Below are 17751 nucleotides of genomic sequence, written 5' to 3' on the forward strand. Positions count from 1 at the left end.
AGCCGATCGGATTCGGCCGCGTCCAGGAACGTGCCGAACTGCGGAGGCGTCCAGACCATCACCGGTGACGGCAGCTCACCGGTGGCACGCCAGCGCTCCACCCGCTGGGTCGTCCAGAGCAGGGGCTTCGGGCGCTTGCCGGACTCCAGCTCGACCGTGGAACACGCCGGAGCCGATCCCTATTCCACCCTCGACAAGCCTTCCTGGCCGCCGGTCGCCATCCCCGGTCAGCCGTCCGAGCCTGGACCGTCCGTGGACGGACCCGACAACTCCTCGGCCTCCGGGGGTGAGCGGGTGCTGACGGAGCTGCGGGAGCAGCTCCACCGGTACGTCGTGCTGCCTGGCGAGGAAGCCTTCACGGCGGTAACCCTGTGGGTTGCGGCGACGCACCTGCAGACGGCGTGGCAGCACGCTCCACGGTTGGCCGTGGTGGGGCCGGCGAAGCGGTGCGGCAAGTCGCGGCTGCTGGATGTGATCACCGAGAGCGTCCACGATCCGCTGATCACGGTCAACGCCTCGGCCGCCGCGGTGTTCCGTTCGATCACCGACACCCCGCCCACGCCGTGATCGCCTCCACCGACGACGAGGCCGTGGCTGCCAACCTCGTCGGGGTGGGTGAAGTCCTCGACGCCCTCGCCCAAACCACCCTGGGCCGTCCACATGAGGAACTCCGAGATGCCGCACGGACCTTCGAGCGGGCAAGCCGCTCCAACATTCGCGGCGAGCAGACCCAGATGTACGCCCTGCGACGGGCCGCCCGCCAGATCGTTCACCCCGGGCATGCCCTCGGACACGGTTCAGACGGCGCCACCACCGCCCTGGTCCTGGACGTTCTGATCCTCGCCGTCATTGCCGCCGGGCACTGGCATGCCGCCCACCAGCACGCCCAACAAGCCGAAGCCGCAAGCCAAACCGCCATGCACCTGCGCACGGCGTACCGGGCTGTTGCTGCAGGCCCGTTGGCCGACATGCGCGCATACGGCGAAAGGCTCTCCGCCCAGACACAGCACAACCAGGTCGCCGCAATCCGTTCCGCACTGCCCGAACTGGCCAGCCGCGTCCAGTCCGAGGACAGCTGGCCTGCCCTGGCGGCCATGCTGGATCAAGCCCAGCGGGCCGGACACAACCCCACGATCCTCCTGCGCATGGTTGCAGCGCAACGGGAGCTCGACAGCGCGGACTCCGTCAGCGAGGTGCTCGTCTGGCGCCCGTACCGGCTTGATCTCGTACCCGCCGGGACGCCCACCGCTGCGCGAGCCGACCAGCGACCGACGAAACAGAGTCGGCACATCGCTCCGCCGGCCGCCCTCCCGAGTACGGAGACTGCGCGCCCTCGTCTGCGTCGAGGGCGGAATCAACATCTGAAGCGTGACGCCCATCGACACCCTGTCCGCTTGCCTCTCAGCAGGCGGACAGGGTGGGTCAACTGAGCAGGTGAGTGAGGTGCCCCCGCAAGGGCGCTTCGAGTTCCAGGTTGTTTCCGCGTTCGATCCCCTGGAGGTACTCGCTAGCCATGACCGGTTGGGAGAAGCGGCCAGAGGCGGACTGCAGCCTGGGCTTGAACTCGCGGAGGACGCGGTCTGCAACCGCAGGGACAGCGAGGCTGGAGATATAGAGGGTGGCCTCGTCGTAGCCGGCTGGAGCCAGGCTTATCTAGAGGTCGGGTCCATTCATACTGGTCAGGCGGATGTGTGGTGGTGAGAGACGTCAGGGACATGGCCTGGCAGAGCTGCGGTTCTGTGTTCGCCGACAAAGGAGCCTGGCCGTTGTCGGCTGGTGTTCCGTTGACGTTGGCCGTCACCTGCCGAGCAGGTCCTGGACCGCCTGCAGCACGGCGTCAGGACGTCGCCAGTGCATGGTGACGTGTCCGGCGCCGTCGATGAGGCGGTTCTCGCCGCGGGGGACCGATGCAGCCAACGCCGTGTAGAGACGCGCCTTGCCCTGGATCTCCTCCTCCAACAGCGACTCCGACTCGCCAACCGTAACCGCCTCCTTGAAGGCATCGATGCCCATGGCGGTGAGGACGATCATCGGTACGTCCGGCAGTGGCGCCGCGCGACGCATCTCGTCGTAGAGCTGATTGACGTTCTTCGCTTCCTGGAAGCCGACCCGCAGCCATTCCGGGCTGACATGGCGTTCGGTGAGCGGCCCCCGGATGCCCTCGGGCCAGTCGGCCAACTCCTTTGCGAACAGGCTCCGGTACATCTGGACGACTTCGTCTGGCAACTCGTCGGGAAGCGCCTGGTCCGGGTCCCAGGACTCCCACTGGTCGACCAGCTGCTGGGGCATATAGGCGTTGTAGTCCTCGTGTGCGGGATCCAGCAGGAGCAGACCGGCCGTCTCATCCGGGAACCGCGTCGCGTAGTGGCGGGCGTAGAGGCCGCCGAGAGAGTGCCCGACCAGCAGGTACGGAGCGGGAATGTCCGCGCTCCGCAGCATGTGGTGCAGTTCGTCGGTCACTTCTGCCGAGGTGCGCGGCAGTTCGACGCGGTCGCTCCACCCCGTTCCGGCCCGGTCGTACACCACGCTTGTGGTGAGCTCGGCTGCCTTCTCCTGGACGTTCCAGTAGTCGAGGCCGACCGTGCCGCCCCCGGGCAGGAAGACCACTGACGGGCTCCCGCTGCCCAAGCGGTGCAGCAGTAACCGGCGCCCCTCCACCTCGCAGTACTCCCCGAGCGGTGGTACCGCCTCGGCCGTCGTGGTCGGGAGCGCCCCGGGCGGCTGGTTCTGCATCGCTGACTTCCTCACTGTCGGCACTGCGTTTCCAATTTTGGGAACGGTACCGGATGTGGGATCGTGGCCTGGTGGACACGCTTGAACTGCTCCTGCATCCGGTGAGGGTGCGCATCGTGCACGCCATGTCCGGCGGACGCACGCGCACCACCTCCGACCTGTGCGTGAGCCTGCCCGACGTCCCCAAGACCACCCTGTACCGGCACGTCGGCCTGCTGGCCGACGCCGGAATCCTGGAAGTCATCGACGAACAGCGCGTACACGGCGCCGTCGAACGGCATTACCGCCTGCGCCGTGAGCGCGCAACGATCGACGCCGATGCGGCCGCGTCGATGTCCCTGGAAGACCACCGCCACGGGTTCACGGCCGCCATGGCCGCCCTGCACGCTGAATTCAACGCCTACCTCGACCGGGATCACGCCGAGCCGACCGCTGACTCGGTGGGCTACATCCAGGTCCCGCTCTGGCTGAGCCAGGACGAACTTGCCGAGCTCATCGCCGAGGTCCGCACCGCCATCGTGTCCAGGATGGACAACAAGCCCACAGCACACCGCGGCCTTCATCTGCTGAGTCCGATCCTGTTCCCCATCGAGGAACGGCCTCAGCAGGACCGGGACTCCTCTTCGGGGTCCAGCGAGTGACATCGAAACTTGGTTCTGGCACAGATTCCGTTTGCGCCGTGAGGCGCAAACGGAATCTGTGCCAGAACCACTACCAGGGCCGTTGCAAAGTCCGGTGATCTTGTAGTTGCTGGGCGTCTGGCCGTGTCGGGAGCCGCGGGCGGCCTTGCCGTCGATCGCCACCGAGTCCGAGCCGGCAGGATCAGCGCCGGTCAGATCGGCCGGGCCACCAGGGCAGATCAGGCCGACAACCCGCCGAGTCGTGGCGGCACTCGGCGCGACGCGCACGCTCAACGCCCCCACGACCCGGGCACCCAGGCGGGCCAGGGCATGCTGCGGCGCGTTCGCGGACCACTGGCCGATGGCCGTATACGAGCGTGCGCCGGCGACAACCGCCGAGGCGGCAACCAGCAGCACCGCCACCAACGGGTGACGCACCCCTCGACGCCGACGCGGATCCGGCAACAGCCGCAACCGCTCCACCAGCGACAACCCTGCGGTGTCCTCCAGAGCGGGCGACTTGATCAGACAGGCGGTGGCAGACTGACGACACATCGAAGCTCCGGTGGTACGAGGCGACGTGGGAAGGTCGCCCCGGTCAACCGGAGCTTCGTGGCGTGCGTGACGGCCCGGCCCGCACTCCTTGGACCGCCGCGACCTGCGGACTCACGTGATCACGGGGACTTTGAAGCGCCCCCACTGCCCGGACAGCCGATTCACCCGGCGGAGGCCGCCCGCCGGCCGCGTTCCCGACCTCACGGGACGGAATAGTGAGGCCCCGCGGGCTGCTGCGCTCAGGGCTGGTCGTACCAGGAGAACGCCGCGATCCGCCAGCCCTCCGGGGTGCGGATGAACTGGAAGGTCTTGGTCCCGCCGCCCTCGAACGGCTCGCCGTCCAGGACGCCGGCCTTGCGGTACTCGCCGAAGCGCGACGCGATGTCGCCCGCGATCTCGGTCCGCTCGGAGGTCTCCCACTCCGAGAACTCGACCAACCGGCTGTCGGCGAGCAGGCGTTCGCGCGGCTCGATGAACTCGTCCACGGTGTAGACCGTGTACTTCGGCCCGGTCAGCACGATCACACCACCCGGAATGACCAGCCGACGGATCCGGGCCACGTCCGCGGCCTTGCCGCCGCGGTTGTCGAAGGCTCCGAAGAATTCGGCGGTTATCGCGTCAATCTCGATCTTGGACATGGCGCGACAGTAACACCGGCAGGGGGCAACGGACATGGCGTCGAGGCGACTTCGGCCCAGCACACCCACGAGATCACGCGACTTTGCAACAGCCCTGGAACCACTACTGCTCGATAGAGCCATGGACGGCTAACTCGCCACCGGGATAGCCGAGTTCTTGGATCTCGCGGTAGAGCCGCGCGGCGCTTCTGACGCCTTCGTTCCAGCGCCGGTGCAAGTAGCCGACGTACGGGTCGATGATGTGCGTCCGCTGCAGGCTCTTGGCGACGACATCGTCGGCGGAGCGGGCGTCCACCAGCTTGCGGACGGTGGCCTGGTGCAGCCCGAGCTTCCGGCCGATCGCCGCCTTCGCCATGCCCTGGGCCCACAGCTCGTGGGCGGCGGCATGCTGCTCACGGAGCCGAGTCACGATCTTCAGCTCTGCCGGCGGCTGGACCACCTGCGGCTCGTCGGGAGTGTCTGTGGGTTCCTCGGGTGCTTCGGACAGGCGGGAGCGATGGGCGTTCACCGTCTTCTCGACCACTTGGCCGAGATTGGCCCACAGGTGGTAGCGGTCGGGTGCAGCGGACGGTGGGGGGCCATGTCGATCAGCACTGTGCCGTAATGGCGGCCCTTGCGGAAAGCGAAGTCGTCCACGCCGAGCACCTCCACTTCGCCGGTCTCCGGCTCCGGCAGGGCTCTGACCAGTCGCAGCAGCGTGTCCTTGCCCGCGGTGATGCCGACCGCGGCTGCCAGTCGGGCCCCTGCCCGGCCGGCCAGGGCCGGCCCGATCTGTGTCAACATCCCGATCAGCATTGGGGTGTAGCGGCTGTGCGGGGTCGTCAGGCCTGCGACCTGCTCGGCGAAGGTCACCGCAGTGCAGGCGGTGTTCTCGCAACGGAACCGGCGTATGCGTGGGCCTGTTCGCACCCGAGGTCCGCGGGCGTGTGGTCGCTGCGCTGTCCATTGCCGGTTCGCTCGCCCTTGTACTCGGTGTTCCTGCCGGGACCTGGCTGGGCCGGCAGAGCGACTGGCAGGGATGTGCAGACCGCTGACGGGATGCGATCACTACGGTCTCAGCGGGGCAGCCGCAGCTCGCCCGCACGCAGCCCGGCCTGGAAGCGTGAGTCGGCCTCGAGCTTGGCCATCAGTTCGGCTACGCGCCGCCGGTAGGTGCGTAGCGAGACACCGAGCCGGTTGGCCGCGGTTGCGTCGGTGAGTCCCGAAGCGAGGGATTGGAGGATCACGCGGCCGTCGGCATCGAGGTGCGGGACGTTGCTGCGCAGGTAGGTGTCGAGATCGACGGCGGTGTCCCAGATCGCCCGAAACAGCGAGTGGACGCCGTCGACCAGGAGCTGCGATGTCGTCACGGTGTACTCACGGCCGGTGGGCGTGTGCTGGCCGGCGAGGATCACCACCCGCCGGTCGATGAGGATGGTCTCGTGCGGCAGCTGCGAGCCGCTGATCCGAACGAGTGCCCCCTTGCTCTGCACCAGCCGCAGGTGCGCGCGGGCCTCCTCGTCGACGAGCGCGACCGGGCTCAGCAGCTTGCGAGAGGTGAAGTCAGAGGAATCCGTAGCACGTATCCGGTTCCCGATCGCGGCCCTGGCCTCCGGCTGCGACCAGGTCTTGAGGTCCCGGGCGGCACACAGGAACTCGGTCTGCGCGGACTCGAAGAGATGACCGGCCCGCGCGATCAACTCTGCGTCCCCTTGCACTGAAAACACCTGTTCGTTCCGCATCCCTCCAGTCTGGCAGCAAGCTGCCACGAGCTCGCCGGGCGTCGTGGCGGCGGACACCATGAGCGTCATGACGATCAAGACTTTCTCCCTCGGCGGAGACCTGACCATCAACCGGCTCGGCTTCGGCGCAATGCGCTTGGCGATGGGCACCTTTGACGGCCCGCCACGAGTCCCGCAGAGCGGCATCGCGGTGCTCCGGCGCGCTATGGAGCTGGGCGTGAACCACATCGACACGGCTGGCTTCTACGGCAGGGGAGCGGTGCGGGCCAATGAGCTGATCCGTACGGCATTGACCCCCTATCGTGACGACCTGGTGATCGCGACGAAGGTCGGGCCGCTGCCCGGACCAAACGGTGTGCCGAGCGAGCAGGCGACACCTGATCAGCTGCGCGGCCTGGTCGAGGCGGATCTGCGCTCCCTCGGGCTGGGCCGGCTCGATCTGGTCTATCTGCGGGTCGGCGGGATGACCGGACCGGGCGGCGAGTCGATTGCCGAACGGTTCGCGGTGCTCGCCGAGCTCCGCGCGGAGGGGCTGATCCGGCACCTGGGCGTCAGTAACGTCGACGCCGCCCAGTTCGCCGAGGCCCGGGCGATCGCGCCCGTCGCGGCGGTGCAGAACCGGCACACCGGTGACGTGGGGCTGCTGGCGGAATGCGAGGAAGCGGGCACCGCGTACGTGCCGTACTTCCCGCTCGGCGGTGGTGGCGGCCCGCTCGACGCCGAACGGTTTGGCAAGGTCGCAGCACGCCTGGGCGCGACCACTGCGCAGGTCGCGATCGCCTCGCTGCTGGCGACCTCGCCCTCGGTGCTGGCGATTCCGGGCACCGGTTCTCTCGATCACCTGGAGGAGAACCTCGCGGCGAACGATCTCAGTCTCAGTGACGAGGACCTGTGTGACCTGCGAGGCTAACTGGGCGGCTGCTGATCCACTTCTCCTGATCGTCTTGCCTGCCATGCCCGTTGCGGCCGCCCGCCCGATATCCCCGACCGCCACCGAGCGACACCGGTTGAAGAAGGCGGCCTGGGGCCACAAGACCGAGCTCCGGCTGCGGGTGCGCGCGCAGATTGTGCTGCTGGCCGACTGCGGGCTCCCGAACGCACGGGTCGCCGAGCGGGTCGGCGTGCACGTGGATACCGTGCGCATTTGGCGGAGCCGCTTCGCCGAGCTGGGTATGCCCGGCCTGGCGGACCGCAAGCGGACCGGCCGCCCGCCCTCCTTCACCCCGCTGCAGGCCGCCCAGGTCAAGGCCCTGGCCTGCCAACTGCCCGCCGAGACCGGCGCGCCGCTGTCCCGCTGGAGCACCCCCGAACTGGAGGCCGCCTGATCTGGATATCCGCAGCCCGGCCCGGCCGCACCCGCGACATCACCGCCGCCCGCCACGATCACGTCCTGGCTCACCTGCGCGCCGCCGGCCTCGGGGCCCTCGCGGACCTCGGCTTCCGCGGCCTGGACAACGACGTACGTGACCCCGTGATCGTTACCGGCTTCACAGCGACCTGCGCCCACAAGCTCACACCCGGCCAGAAGGACGCCAACCGCGTCCTTGCCACCGGACGCGCACCAGCCGAACACGGCTTCGCCCACTTCAAGAACTGGCGGACCCTCACCAAACTCCGCACCGATCCCGCTCGTGCCACCCACCTCCTGCGCGCTCTGCTGGTCCTGACGAACCTCGAAGTCAACCGCTGACTTTCTTCGATGGGTGGAGAGGTCTCCCTGCAGGAAGGGGAGTCAGCTCCACTGTCGATATGCGCTCTAGCTGGATTCCTCGCTGCTGCGCCGATCCGTAGGTTTCACGTCATGACGCTTTCAACCAGGCACTTACCGCTCGTCAACCGGCGACGTGGTCTGTTCATCTTCCTCGGAGTCGCTTACATCGGCATGTGGGCGGCCATGTCACCACTCCTGGCCAGCGGTTACCAGCGCGGTGACGCACGCGAGGAGACCGGTGCACTGGAGCAGGTGTGCATCGCGGCCGCGATGTTGGCGCCTGCCCTCGCCGCAATCCTCGTCGTCCGCTGGGTCGAGCGCAGCGGCCGGGTGCGGGACACGCTCGCCCTGCGCTGGACGAAGCCCTGGGGGCGTGCTGCACGGGCGTGCCTGATGGCTTTCGTCGTCCCCGCCGGCCTCACCACGGCTGCTCTTGTCATCGGCACCTTCGCCGGCCGCTACCCGTTCGGTGGAGTGCACTGGAACGGGCTCGGCTCGTGGGCGGCCGCAGCGGTGCTGAACATGCTGGTGTCGCTTCCGCTGTTCTTCGGCGAGGAACTGGGCTGGCAGGGCTACCTTTTTCCGCGCCTCGCACAGGACGGTGACCGCCGGAGCCTGATACGGGCGTACGCAATCACCGGCGCGGCCTTCGCCCTGTGGCACCTGCCCACGCTGCTGATGGGCGGCCAGTACCCAGGTCGGCCCTGGTATGTGTCGGTGCCCGCCATGCTGGTGAGTTGCCTCCTCATCCTGCCAGTCTTCACATGGCTGCGTCTGCGCTCCGGCTCGGTCGTACCCGCCGTCATCGGCCATGCGTTCGTGAGTTCGGTGAGTGTCGCCATGGTCACGGAGTTCGCCGATTCCAAGGCAGCACTGGATCCCCTGCACATGAGCATGGCCGGATGGCCCGGCTGGATCGTCACAGGCGCGTTCGTCGCCTTCCTGGCGCTGACCGGCCGACTCCAGCCATCCTTCTACACGGCCCGAACCGTCCCTCACCCCGCATCGATCCGCAGACTGTAAGTGCGTGTTCTGCGGGGCCGACCACGGGCCGAGCCACCAAGGCCTGGGCAAGGCGGTGCGGGCTGAGAGTCCACGGCCAGGTGCTCATCCACATTGCGCGAACCCGTTGACGTACGCCCCACGCACCGCACCCGTCCAGGGGCGGAGCCACGCAAACGGACATTGGTGTTCCCATCCTGAACGTCCATGTCGAAAACACGCTGACAAACGATCTACTCCGCAGACTGCCGCACACGACCAGCGCGAGTACTCCGGAAGACCGTCACACCAGCCCTTTGACCTGTGACTTCAAGTTGGCGGAGGCTCAGTGCACGACATCGCCGGTGACGATGCTCGGCATCCACCCCGGTGCACCCTGCCGCGTTTCCCCTTGACACAGGCCTGTGTCAAGGGGAAACGCGACGCACCGGGCCCACCCGGAACACCGCACCGAGCCCACCCGATGCGCGCCACTCCTACCCGACATCCATCCGCGGCGCGCATCGTGCACCGGGTGGATGTTCATCGGGTGGAGGCCATCGAGTGAGCCTCCGCCATCTTGAAGACGCAGGTCAAAGGGCTGGTGTGACCGGCTCTCGGGCTGCTCACGCTGGTCGTCGGCGGGTGTCTGCGGAGTAGATCGTCTGACGGAGTCGGACGGTTCGCTGGTTACAGCCCGCTGGGGCCGGGCGGCCTTCTACGGTCCGGTGCATGGATCCCGAGCTGCTGGAGCGGATCACCGCGCGACGTGCAGAACTGGACGGACTCGAAGAACAGCTGGCCAAGCAGTTGGCGGAGGTGCGGGCCGAGCGGGACGAACTCGCCGTCGCCGAGCGGGTCCTTGAGAGGGTGAGCGAGCAGCTCGCCGACGAGCGCGCCTCGGCTGCGCCGGCACCGGGGCAGGTGGGTGGCCGGGCGGTGATGCTGATCCCGCACCGTACGCCGGACATGGAGGAGACCATGCTTCCGCCGGACTACCAGCGCATTCTCGCCGCTGTGCGACAGGCCGCGGGGCCGGTCATGGCCCGGCAGGTCGGCGAGATGCTGGGAGTCGACGTCACCTTGCGGTCCAAGCTGGAGCCGCTGCGTGGGAGGCTTGTCAGACTCGTTGATCGCGGCTGGCTGCGGAAACTGTCCGACGGCCGCTTCACCACCCGCCTGTGACCGGGGACGCTATCGCCCGCAGAGGTGCGCCGTGGGCGTAACCACGGTGCCCCCGGCGGCCGTTGGATTTGTGTGACGAAAACCAAAGAACGCGCCGACGACACCTGCCCGCTTGTCTATTAGTGCCGTCTGCCGCTGTCCACGCGGACCGTCAACCACCTCGCCGATCTACTGCGTCGCCACCTGAAGGCAATACGGTCCAGGTGGCGGAGCCTGCCGCCCGGGAAGATCGCGGTGATCGTCCTGGCCGTCCTGCATCACGACCAGAGCCTGGCCGACGTGGCCGGCGGGAACAACGTGTCCGAGTCCACCGTCCGCCGCTGGCGCGACGAGCTGATCACCCTGCTCGCCGCCCAGGCACCGCGCCTGGACCGTGCCCTGAAGAAGGTTGCCCGGCAGGGCGGGGAGGTGGTCCTGATCGACGGCACCCTCATCCCCACCCAGCGCCGCACCGGAAAGGCCGACCGGCGGAACTACTCCGGCAAACACCATCATCATGGCCTGCACTTACTCGCCCTGACCGACGAGAGAGGCCGCCTGATCTGGATATCTGCGGCCCGACCCGGCCGCACCCATGACAACACTGCCGCCCGCCACGACCACATCCTGGCCCACCTACGCGCCGCCGGCCTCGGGGCGCTGGCGGACCTCGGCTTCCGCGGCTCGGACAACGACGTACTCGACCCCGTGATCGTCACCGGCTTCCACGCCAGCCGCACCCACAAGCTCACGCCCGGCCAGAAGACCGCCAACCGAGTCCTCGCCGTCGGACGCGCACCGGTCGAACACGGCTTCGCCCACCTCAAGAACTGGCGGATCCTCACCAAGCTCCGCACCGATCCCGCTCGCGCCACGCGCCTCCTGCGTGCCCTGTTCGCCCTGACAAATCTCGAAGTCAACCGCTGAGACAACGTCCAGCCCCGTTCTGTACCTAGTGGCCGGGCTCGATTGGCCGGCCGGAGACATTGATCGGCTGCTGGTGTCCGTCAGGATTCCTTGAGGCTCCACAGGGTCCAGTGCTGAGGTCATGGTGATAATGCGTCCATGTCGTCGATACTCGCCTTCTCTGCTCTGTCCGTGGTCCTGGTCATCATTCCGGGACCCGCGGTGATGCTGGTCCTCAAGAGCGCGGTCGCTCGTGGCCGAGGTCCAGCGCTCCTCACCGCGCTGGGAGTCCTGGCCGCCGATCTGGTGTGGGCCGGGGCCTCGGTTGCCGGCCTGACCGCACTGCTCGTGTCTTCGCAACTCGCGTTGGACGTGGTTCGGTACCTCGGAGCCGCATACCTGGTCTACCTCGGCATTAAGCTCCTGCTGACCCGGACCCCCGCCGCGTCGCCAGATCACGGCGTAGTGCCCTCAAGTGTCGGCAAACCGCACAGCCGGCGGCGCGCGTTCCGGGAGGGCCTTATCAGCGACCTCTCCAACCCGAAGACCGTGATCGTCTTCACCAGTGTCATCCCCCAGTTCATCGACCACGGCGCGCGGCCTGTCGACACCCTGATCCTCGGTGCCGTGTTCGCGGTGATCGGCTTCTTGTCACTGGTCGCATACGCCCTGGTCTTCAGCGCCGCTGCGAAGATGCTGCGCGACGCGCGGGTGACCCGCGCGATTCTCCGTGTGGGGGGCGCGATCCTGGCGGCGTTCGGTGTCGGACTCGCGGTCGAGCGCCCCGCAGTGTGAACCGCTACCGCGCGTCACGCTGCCTTGGCCGGATAGTGGGTCCAGGTACGGAGGGGTGAGTCGGAAGCGTTTTCTGCCGGGCGGGGCGCTCCGTTGTACGGGGGCTCTTGCGCCAGTCCCGTCGAGGAACTGGGGTTCGCAACTCGGCATCGAGATCGCCTGGAAGAGACGTCTCGGAGTGTCGGACGAGCCGTTGCGGTCGCGCACAACAGAGGAACGTGTGGTTACGACGGCTGGGCGTCGCGTGCGCGCCGTTGGGCGGTGTTCTTGCGCTCCTGCGCGTGGGCGTGGGCCATGAGGCCGAGGAGGATGACCAGGAGTACGGCCGAGGAACCCGGTGTGCCGAGATCGAGACCGCCCTTGGCGGCAGGCTTGGTGAGGAAGTCACCGGCGGTGGCGCCCAGGGGGCGGGTGAGAACGAAGGCGATCCAGAACAGCGCGACATGGGGGACGGCCGGCACCCGCATCAGGGCTGCGAGCACGGCCAGGAGTGCTGTGACGAGGAGGGCGCCGCCGGCGTAGCCGAGGCCGGAGCTGTCGGAGAGGAAGTCGCCCATGGACGTGCCCAGTGTGTTCGACACCAGGATCGCGGACCAGAAGAGGGCCTCACCGCGGAAGGTGACGATGTCGCGGATGGCGAAGGTCTGTCCGGTGAGCTTCCAGACGATGAAGATGGCCATCAGCAGGGAGATCAGGATCGCGGCACCTGCGGGGTATCCGAGGCCCAGGCCCTGCGGGCCCCAGCCCAGCGAGGTCGTGCCCGCCGTGAGGTACTCGGCGCTGGCGTCACGGTTCATGAAGTCCGACATGGTGGTGCCGGCCATGCTTGTGGACAGGATGACCGTCCAGTAGAAGAACGGGTTGTAGCGCTTGGAGCGCAGCTGCACCACCAACGTCAGCACGAACACCAGGAACAGTGCGATCGTGGTGAGGAAATAGCCCAGTCGCAGCGTCTGGGAGAACAGATCTCCGGCAGTCTCACCGAGGGTGGTGGCGGCGATCTTCATGATCCAGAAGGCCAGAGTGACCTCCGGGAGCTTCTTCATCACGTACCGGCGCTCACTGGCGACATCCACCGCGGTGAGAAATTCCGACTGTCCCAAAGCGCACTCCTGGTCGACCGTTCGGCGCTCCACTGCGCGGGCAGTGGGCGACCCGTTGTTGTGTGACAGCGGTGAACGGCATCAGTCGCCCGGCTCGCGCTCCGACAGCGCCTGCGCGCCGGCCTCTCGCCGCATCTCTACGCCCGTGCAACGTAGACCGTCTACAGTGTTGTAGACGGTGCGACACTCCCGTGGACGGTGAGCTGTACGCGGCCGATACCGGATACCGGCGCGGGTCTTCGCGTGTACGGGACTGGAAGGGGTCCACGGCGATGTGCTGACGGCCGGTCCGGCTGACGGTGGCTCAGGGTCCGGCGATGCGACGACCACGATCGATCCGGGTGTGCGGCAGTCGGTCAGCGACGGCTGAGCGGCCACAAGGGCGCCGCTGTCGCCATGGATGCCGAGAGCAGCCGAGCACCCGCAGCCCGCTTCCGCGGCCGGGTCAGGCCGCCGGCTCGATGTTCTGGTTGGCGTGGAAGAAGTTGTGCGGGTCGTAGGTGCGCTTGATGGCCGCGAGGCGGTCGTAATGGTCGCGGTAGGTGGCGCGTACCCGGTCCGGGGTTTCGCCCGCGCCGATGAAGTTCACGTACGTACCGCCCAAGGAGTGCGGGTGCAGCTCCTCCCAGTAGTCGACGCACCACTGCCTGAGCTTCTCGGCGTTGTCCGGGTTCGGATCGATGCCCGCGATCACGCCGGACCAGACCGCGTCCCGGTAGGCCCAGGCGGTGTCGTCGGGGCCCGGCCGGTGGGCGGCGCCGTCGACCGGGTACAGGTGCGTGGTCGACAGGTCGGTGGGGAGGTTCTCGGCGTACCTGGCGTGTACGGCGATGGCGTCGTCGGTGATCCGGTCGAAGAAGTTGCCGCGCCAGTACCACTGCAGGCCGGCAGGGAGCAGTTCGTCGAACATGGACTGCAGGACGGTGTAGGGCATCGGTGCCGTGAAGTGGAAGGCGGGCGGGCCGGGGTCGTTCACGGGTTTCAGGGTGGCTTCGAGGAGGCCGGGGTCGCCCGTCCAGCACCACACGACACCGCACATCTTCTGCCCCTGGACCTCCTCCGGGAACGGGGGACCGGGCGGCACGGTGAGCGCGGCGAAGAAGCCGTTCAGGTCCTCGGGGGCCTGTGGCAGGAAGTCGCGGTACCAGCGCAGTATTTCGGGGGTCCGGTCGACCGGCCAGAGGGTGATGGCGACGCCCACGGTGTCCACCGGGTGCATCCGGAAGGTGAAGGAGGTGACGATGCCGAAGTTGCCGCCCCCGCCGCGCAGCGCCCAGAACAGGTCCGGGTGGGTGGTGCCGCTCGCCGTCACCGCAGTGCCGTCCGCCAGGACCACGTCCGCGGCCAGCAGGTTGTCGGCCGTCAGGCCGTATCTGCGGGTGAGATGGCCGTGGCCGCCGCCCAGGGTGAGGCCGCCGACGCCGGTGGTCGACTGGATTCCGGCGGGGGTGGCCAGTTGGAAGGCGTGCGCTGCGTGGTCGAGGTCGCCGAGCGTGGCGCCGCCGCCGACCGTGGCCGTTCGCGCGGTGGGGTCGATGTGTGCCCAGCGCATGGGTGACAGGTCGATGGTGACGCCGTCGTCCGCCAGACACAGGCCGGCGGCGCTGTGTCCGCCGCCGCGGACCGCGAGCACGAGACCCTCGTCCCGGACGAAGTCGACCGCGGCCATGACGTCCGCCGTGTCGCTGCACCGCACCACGGCCGCCGGACGTTTGTCGATCATGGCGTTGTAGATCGTGCGGGCGGTTCGGTACTCCGGGTCCTGCGGACCGATGACGGGACCGCGCAACGCGCTTCGCATCGCGTTCAGGGTTTCGAGCGTGGTGCCGTTCATGATCCGGCCGTCTTCCTGCTCGCCGAGATGGGGACCGCTCCACCCGGCCGCCCTGTCGGGCCGTCGGAGTGCGCAGACGTACCCGGAGCTCGCCCCCCCCCCCGGAACCGCCGGCGGATGCGGCCACCGTGGGCTGATGTCTCAAGCCTCCCCGCGGTCCGGGGGCCGTGCCAGTTCGCCGGACCGGGTGGAGGGAGACATACGCGTCACGGCTGCGGGGATGTGCTCAGACGAGGAGCTTCGTCTTCGCCCGCTGGTACTCCTCGTCCGTGATGGCGCCCCGGTCCTTCAGCTCGGCGAGTTTCGCCAGGTCGTCGACGTGACCGCCCTTCTTCGGGCCGCTCGCGTCGGAGGTGCCTGCGGCTTCCCGTACGTACGCCTTGAAGGCTGCTTCACGCTGCCGCGCCTCCTTGATGTCCCGCTCCCCCATGGATTTGCCGCGCACGATCACGTACACGAGCACGCCCAGGTATGGCAGCAGCAGGGAAACGATCAGCCAGCCGGCCTTGCCCCAGCCGCCGAGGTCGTCGCTGCGGAAGATGTCCGCGACGACCTTGAAGAGCAGGAACAGCCACATGATCCAGAGGAAGAACCAGAGCATGGTCCAGAAGAGGTTGAGCAGGGGGTAACTGTCCACTGTCGGCTCCCCGATCACCGCGAGTCCATCGCGTCGACTGGCTGAATAGTAAATCAGTCATATCACCACATAACTAGCCTCGCTCGTTGTCGTTCGGGGCCGTCCGCCGGGAGATCCTCCGGGGCGGGTGCGGAGTACCGTGGAAGTGTCGAGGGAGGCCCGGGCCTCCAGGAGGCGGGGTCGCCTCGTGTTCATGAAGCGGCGTGAGATGCGACGCGGAGAGCGGCGTGAGCGGCGGTGTGAGCAGGCGTACGCAGGGACGCTCGCGAGGGCGCATGCACACGGCAGATGAGTCCGCCCGGAGCCCGGTCGGTGCGATCGGCCGCGTCACCGTGCCGATTCCCGCCGATGGTCCGGGCGAAGTACTGGTGGCCGTACGGGGTGGGTCGGAGGCCTACACCGCATGGTCGGCGACGTCGATCGACAGGGACGCACGCGTCGTTGTCGTCGACTCGGTCTCGGCGCGGGGCGTGATCGTGGAACGGCTGCCGTCCTGAGCCGAAGCAATGACGACTGGCGTCCTGAGCCGAAGCAATGAGGTCACCACGCCGAGCAGTGAGGTATCTGCGTCGAGCAGTGACGTAGGTACATCGAGCAGTCACGTACGGCAGGAGTCTTCCGATGTTCTTCTGGCACGTTCCCGCCCCCAACGAGGCGATGCTCATATCCGGTTCCAAGGGGCAGACGCTGGACACCCAGTTCCGGATCGTCACCGGACACGGCAGTTTCGTGCTCCCGGTGAAGCAGAAGGCGCGCATGCTCTCCCTGGCGCTGCGCGAGGCGGAGATCACCGAGGACTGTGTGACACAGCAGGGAATCCGTCTCAACGTCCGCGCGGTCGCCGTCTTCAAGGTCGGTGACGACGCTGTGTCCATCGCCAACGCCGCACGCCGCTTCCTGTCCGAGCAGGAACAGATGGAGGAACTCGCCGGCCGGATCTTCGCCGGCCACCTGCGTTCCATCATCGGCGGGCTGACCGTGGAGCAGATCATCCGCGAGCGCAACCGGGTCTCTCAGGAGGTCATCGCGGGCAGCCACGGCGAGATGGAGAAACTCGGCATCGTGGTGGATGCCCTCCAGATCCAGGAGATCGACGACGCCACCGGCTACATCAACAACCTCGCCGCCCCGCACGCCGCCGCGGTCGCCAGCCAGGCCCGGATCGCCGAGGCCAAGGCCGACCAGGAAGCCAGCCAGCGCGAGCAGCAGGCCGCCGCGCTCAAGGCGGAGTACGAACGTGACACCGCGATCAAGCGGGCCGGCTTCCTCGCCGAGACCGAGCAGTACAACGCCCGCGCTGCGCAGGCCGGACCGCTCGCCCAGGCCAGGGCCTCGCAGGAGGTCATCGAGGAGCAGACCTCGCTGGCCGAGCGGCAGGCCGCACTCGCCGCACAACGGCTCGAAGCGGAGGTCCGGCGTCCGGCGGATGCCGAGGCGTACCGTCAGCGCACTCTCGCGGAAGCGGCCCGTGACCGGGTGAAGTTCGAGGCCGACGGCAGCGCGTACACCGAACGGACCCTTGCCCAGGCGCAGGCCGACGCCAACAGTGTGCGCGCCACCTCGCTGCGCGACGGCAACCAGGAGCTCATCGCGGCCAACCGCATTGTGGAGAACCTGCCCGCCCTGGCCGACGCGGCCGCCCGTGGCATGTCGGGGGCCGACCTCACCGTTCTCAACGGCACCAATGGTGTCAACGAGATGGCGGCGGGCGTGGTCAGCCAGGGGCTGGCGATCCTCCACTCGCTGCAACGCGGTGCGAACCCGATGAAGCCCCCGGCGGTCAACGGGAAGACCACACCTCGCATCACCGAGACGAACTGAAGGCCACTCCTCGTATCACCGAGACGAACCGAGGGGGCGGGAGCCGCGCTGTTCGCCGTCACCACGAGGGGCGCACGGACCGGGCGCCGAGTGGCCATGATTCGCCGAGTGGTCATTCGTGCGCCGGACATGCCGTAGAGTTGTGTTTACCGACGCGGGGTGGAGCAGCTCGGTAGCTCGCTGGGCTCATAACCCAGAGGTCGCAGGTTCAAATCCTGTCCCCGCTACTGAAGAATCAGGCCCGGCACGCATGCAGCGTGCCGGGCCTGATTCATTTCCGCGTCGCGTTCCGGGGCGTGGGGCGGCCGGTCTGCGGGCCCATGCAGGAGCGGGTCCGGGCGGTGTGTGAGCTGTGCCATGCATGTACCCCCATTGGTCGATGAGGAGTCGCCGCACGGCTCCGCTCCGGCGAGCCTGGGGGTGGGGCGCGGTACCGTCCGCAGCCGCGCGCGTACCGGGCAGGAGACCACAGGTGTGGAAGCGGCTGAAGCGGCGCGGCAGACATGCCGAGGATGGCACCCGTTCCCGGCGG

General features: G+C 68.1%; 19 protein-coding genes, 1 tRNA gene and 4 pseudogenes. 14 read left to right on the plus strand and 10 right to left on the minus strand.

The genetic code is table 11. The features are described from left to right. Window positions 1-161, minus strand: a pseudogene (locus ACIPEK_RS37925) (site-specific integrase); the annotation flags it as partial. Between ACIPEK_RS37925 and ACIPEK_RS37930 the strand changes: the two are divergent. Continuing rightward, window positions 157-561: pseudogene (locus ACIPEK_RS37930) on the plus strand (hypothetical protein); the annotation flags it as partial. The pseudogenes ACIPEK_RS37925 and ACIPEK_RS37930 overlap by 5 nt on opposite strands. A 2-nt stretch (window positions 562-563) precedes the next feature. After that, window positions 564-1430 carry a hypothetical protein gene (locus tag ACIPEK_RS37935; protein WP_402006000.1) on the plus strand — a complete coding sequence of 289 codons (867 nt, stop codon included), beginning with the start codon at window positions 564-566 and terminating at the stop codon, window positions 1428-1430. Between the two features lie 367 nt (window positions 1431-1797). Here ACIPEK_RS37935 and ACIPEK_RS37940 read toward each other — a convergent pair whose 3' ends face one another. Further along, a complete protein-coding gene (locus ACIPEK_RS37940; protein WP_402006003.1) occupies window positions 1798-2733 on the minus strand; it encodes an alpha/beta fold hydrolase in 936 nt (311 codons plus the stop codon). A 71-nt stretch (window positions 2734-2804) separates the two neighbouring features. Between ACIPEK_RS37940 and ACIPEK_RS37945 the strand changes: the two genes are divergently transcribed. Further along, a complete protein-coding gene (locus ACIPEK_RS37945) occupies window positions 2805-3374 on the plus strand; it encodes a helix-turn-helix domain-containing protein (RefSeq protein ID WP_402006006.1) in 570 nt (189 codons plus the stop codon). A gap of 228 nt (window positions 3375-3602) precedes the next feature. Here the strand turns inward: ACIPEK_RS37945 and ACIPEK_RS37950 are convergent. The 4 genes and pseudogenes from ACIPEK_RS37950 to ACIPEK_RS37965 form a co-directional block, all read right to left on the minus strand. Beyond that, a pseudogene (locus ACIPEK_RS37950) lies at window positions 3603-3908 on the minus strand (transposase family protein); the annotation flags it as partial. 239 nt (window positions 3909-4147) lie between these two features. Then, the gene (locus tag ACIPEK_RS37955) at window positions 4148-4546 is read right to left on the minus strand and encodes a nuclear transport factor 2 family protein (protein ID WP_376270732.1); all 399 of its coding nucleotides are present in this window, start codon (window positions 4544-4546) and stop codon (window positions 4148-4150) included. 103 nt (window positions 4547-4649) lie between these two features. After that, the gene (locus tag ACIPEK_RS37960; RefSeq protein WP_402006009.1) at window positions 4650-5069 is read right to left on the minus strand and encodes a hypothetical protein; all 420 of its coding nucleotides are present in this window, start codon (window positions 5067-5069) and stop codon (window positions 4650-4652) included. Beyond that, window positions 5051-5398, minus strand: a complete 348-nt coding sequence (locus ACIPEK_RS37965) for a hypothetical protein (RefSeq protein ID WP_402006081.1) — start codon at window positions 5396-5398, stop codon at window positions 5051-5053. The genes ACIPEK_RS37960 and ACIPEK_RS37965 overlap by 19 nt, the downstream gene beginning before the upstream one ends. A 35-nt stretch (window positions 5399-5433) precedes the next feature. Here ACIPEK_RS37965 and ACIPEK_RS37970 point away from each other — a divergent pair. Continuing rightward, window positions 5434-5562 (plus strand): annotated as a pseudogene (locus ACIPEK_RS37970) (MFS transporter); the annotation flags it as partial. Window positions 5563-5601: 39 nt separating this feature from the next. Here the strand turns inward: ACIPEK_RS37970 and ACIPEK_RS37975 are convergent. Continuing rightward, window positions 5602-6267 carry a DNA-binding response regulator gene (locus ACIPEK_RS37975; protein WP_402006012.1) on the minus strand — a complete coding sequence of 222 codons (666 nt, stop codon included), beginning with the start codon at window positions 6265-6267 and terminating at the stop codon, window positions 5602-5604. A gap of 67 nt (window positions 6268-6334) precedes the next feature. Between ACIPEK_RS37975 and ACIPEK_RS37980 the strand changes: the two genes are divergently transcribed. The 7 genes from ACIPEK_RS37980 to ACIPEK_RS38010 all read left to right on the plus strand — a co-directional run bounded on the left by ACIPEK_RS37980 (window position 6335) and on the right by ACIPEK_RS38010 (window position 11824). Continuing rightward, window positions 6335-7177 (plus strand): oxidoreductase, encoded by an 843-nt coding sequence (locus ACIPEK_RS37980; protein WP_402006015.1) that lies wholly within the window; start codon window positions 6335-6337, stop codon window positions 7175-7177. Window positions 7178-7220: 43 nt separating this feature from the next. Beyond that, window positions 7221-7592, plus strand: a complete 372-nt coding sequence (locus tag ACIPEK_RS37985) for a helix-turn-helix domain-containing protein (RefSeq protein ID WP_402006069.1) — start codon at window positions 7221-7223, stop codon at window positions 7590-7592. Between the two features lie 38 nt (window positions 7593-7630). Further along, complete coding sequence (locus ACIPEK_RS37990; protein ID WP_402006072.1) at window positions 7631-7957, plus strand: transposase family protein; 327 nt, start codon at window positions 7631-7633, stop codon at window positions 7955-7957. A 111-nt stretch (window positions 7958-8068) separates the two neighbouring features. Further along, on the plus strand, window positions 8069-9001 hold the full coding sequence (locus ACIPEK_RS37995) for a CPBP family intramembrane glutamic endopeptidase (RefSeq protein ID WP_383080656.1): 933 nt from the start codon (window positions 8069-8071) through the stop codon (window positions 8999-9001). Window positions 9002-9691: 690 nt separating this feature from the next. After that, on the plus strand, window positions 9692-10144 hold the full coding sequence (locus ACIPEK_RS38000) for a hypothetical protein (RefSeq protein WP_402006018.1): 453 nt from the start codon (window positions 9692-9694) through the stop codon (window positions 10142-10144). Between the two features lie 234 nt (window positions 10145-10378). Next, window positions 10379-11050: a transposase family protein gene (locus tag ACIPEK_RS38005; RefSeq protein ID WP_402006021.1), complete on the plus strand. Its 672-nt coding sequence runs from the start codon at window positions 10379-10381 to the stop codon at window positions 11048-11050. A 138-nt stretch (window positions 11051-11188) separates the two neighbouring features. Further along, window positions 11189-11824, plus strand: a complete 636-nt coding sequence (locus ACIPEK_RS38010; RefSeq protein WP_402006024.1) for a LysE family translocator — start codon at window positions 11189-11191, stop codon at window positions 11822-11824. A 224-nt stretch (window positions 11825-12048) separates the two neighbouring features. Here the strand turns inward: ACIPEK_RS38010 and ACIPEK_RS38015 are convergent, their stop codons facing one another. The 3 genes from ACIPEK_RS38015 to ACIPEK_RS38025 all read right to left on the minus strand — a co-directional run bounded on the left by ACIPEK_RS38015 (window position 12049) and on the right by ACIPEK_RS38025 (window position 15398). Next, window positions 12049-12927, minus strand: a complete 879-nt coding sequence (locus ACIPEK_RS38015; protein WP_402006027.1) for a hypothetical protein — start codon at window positions 12925-12927, stop codon at window positions 12049-12051. Between the two features lie 445 nt (window positions 12928-13372). Beyond that, complete coding sequence (locus ACIPEK_RS38020) at window positions 13373-14761, minus strand: FAD-binding oxidoreductase (protein ID WP_402006030.1); 1389 nt, start codon at window positions 14759-14761, stop codon at window positions 13373-13375. 226 nt (window positions 14762-14987) lie between these two features. Next, entirely contained in the window at window positions 14988-15398 is a 411-nt protein-coding gene (locus ACIPEK_RS38025) for an SHOCT domain-containing protein (protein WP_402006033.1), read from the minus strand. Between the two features lie 275 nt (window positions 15399-15673). On the opposite strand from ACIPEK_RS38025, the gene ACIPEK_RS38030 reads away from it, so the two are divergent. The 3 genes from ACIPEK_RS38030 (at window position 15674) to ACIPEK_RS38040 (ending at window position 17446) form a co-directional block, all read left to right on the plus strand. Next, window positions 15674-15895 carry a hypothetical protein gene (locus ACIPEK_RS38030; protein ID WP_383072988.1) on the plus strand — a complete coding sequence of 74 codons (222 nt, stop codon included), beginning with the start codon at window positions 15674-15676 and terminating at the stop codon, window positions 15893-15895. A gap of 124 nt (window positions 15896-16019) precedes the next feature. After that, on the plus strand, window positions 16020-17219 hold the full coding sequence (locus ACIPEK_RS38035) for an SPFH domain-containing protein (RefSeq protein WP_383072989.1): 1200 nt from the start codon (window positions 16020-16022) through the stop codon (window positions 17217-17219). A gap of 153 nt (window positions 17220-17372) precedes the next feature. Continuing rightward, window positions 17373-17446: transfer RNA gene (locus ACIPEK_RS38040), tRNA-Met, on the plus strand. The last annotated feature ends 305 nt before the right edge of the window (window positions 17447-17751 follow it).

The sequence above is a fragment of the Streptomyces sp. NPDC088246 genome, assembly GCF_044741025.1.
Classification (GTDB): domain Bacteria; phylum Actinomycetota; class Actinomycetes; order Streptomycetales; family Streptomycetaceae; genus Streptomyces.

Coding starts and splice junctions, on each gene's coding strand:
- ACIPEK_RS37955 (WP_376270732.1), bottom strand. CDS start 4,546: ATGTCCAAGATCGAGATTGACGCGATAACCGCCGAATTCTTCGGAGCC.
- ACIPEK_RS38000 (WP_402006018.1), top strand. CDS start 9,692: ATGGATCCCGAGCTGCTGGAGCGGATCACCGCGCGACGTGCAGAACTG.
- ACIPEK_RS37995 (WP_383080656.1), top strand. CDS start 8,069: ATGACGCTTTCAACCAGGCACTTACCGCTCGTCAACCGGCGACGTGGT.
- ACIPEK_RS37985 (WP_402006069.1), top strand. CDS start 7,221: ATGCCCGTTGCGGCCGCCCGCCCGATATCCCCGACCGCCACCGAGCGA.
- ACIPEK_RS38010 (WP_402006024.1), top strand. CDS start 11,189: ATGTCGTCGATACTCGCCTTCTCTGCTCTGTCCGTGGTCCTGGTCATC.
- ACIPEK_RS37980 (WP_402006015.1), top strand. CDS start 6,335: ATGACGATCAAGACTTTCTCCCTCGGCGGAGACCTGACCATCAACCGG.
- ACIPEK_RS37940 (WP_402006003.1), bottom strand. CDS start 2,733: ATGCAGAACCAGCCGCCCGGGGCGCTCCCGACCACGACGGCCGAGGCG.
- ACIPEK_RS38020 (WP_402006030.1), bottom strand. CDS start 14,761: ATGAACGGCACCACGCTCGAAACCCTGAACGCGATGCGAAGCGCGTTG.
- ACIPEK_RS38035 (WP_383072989.1), top strand. CDS start 16,020: ATGTTCTTCTGGCACGTTCCCGCCCCCAACGAGGCGATGCTCATATCC.
- ACIPEK_RS37975 (WP_402006012.1), bottom strand. CDS start 6,267: ATGCGGAACGAACAGGTGTTTTCAGTGCAAGGGGACGCAGAGTTGATC.
- ACIPEK_RS38030 (WP_383072988.1), top strand. CDS start 15,674: ATGCACACGGCAGATGAGTCCGCCCGGAGCCCGGTCGGTGCGATCGGC.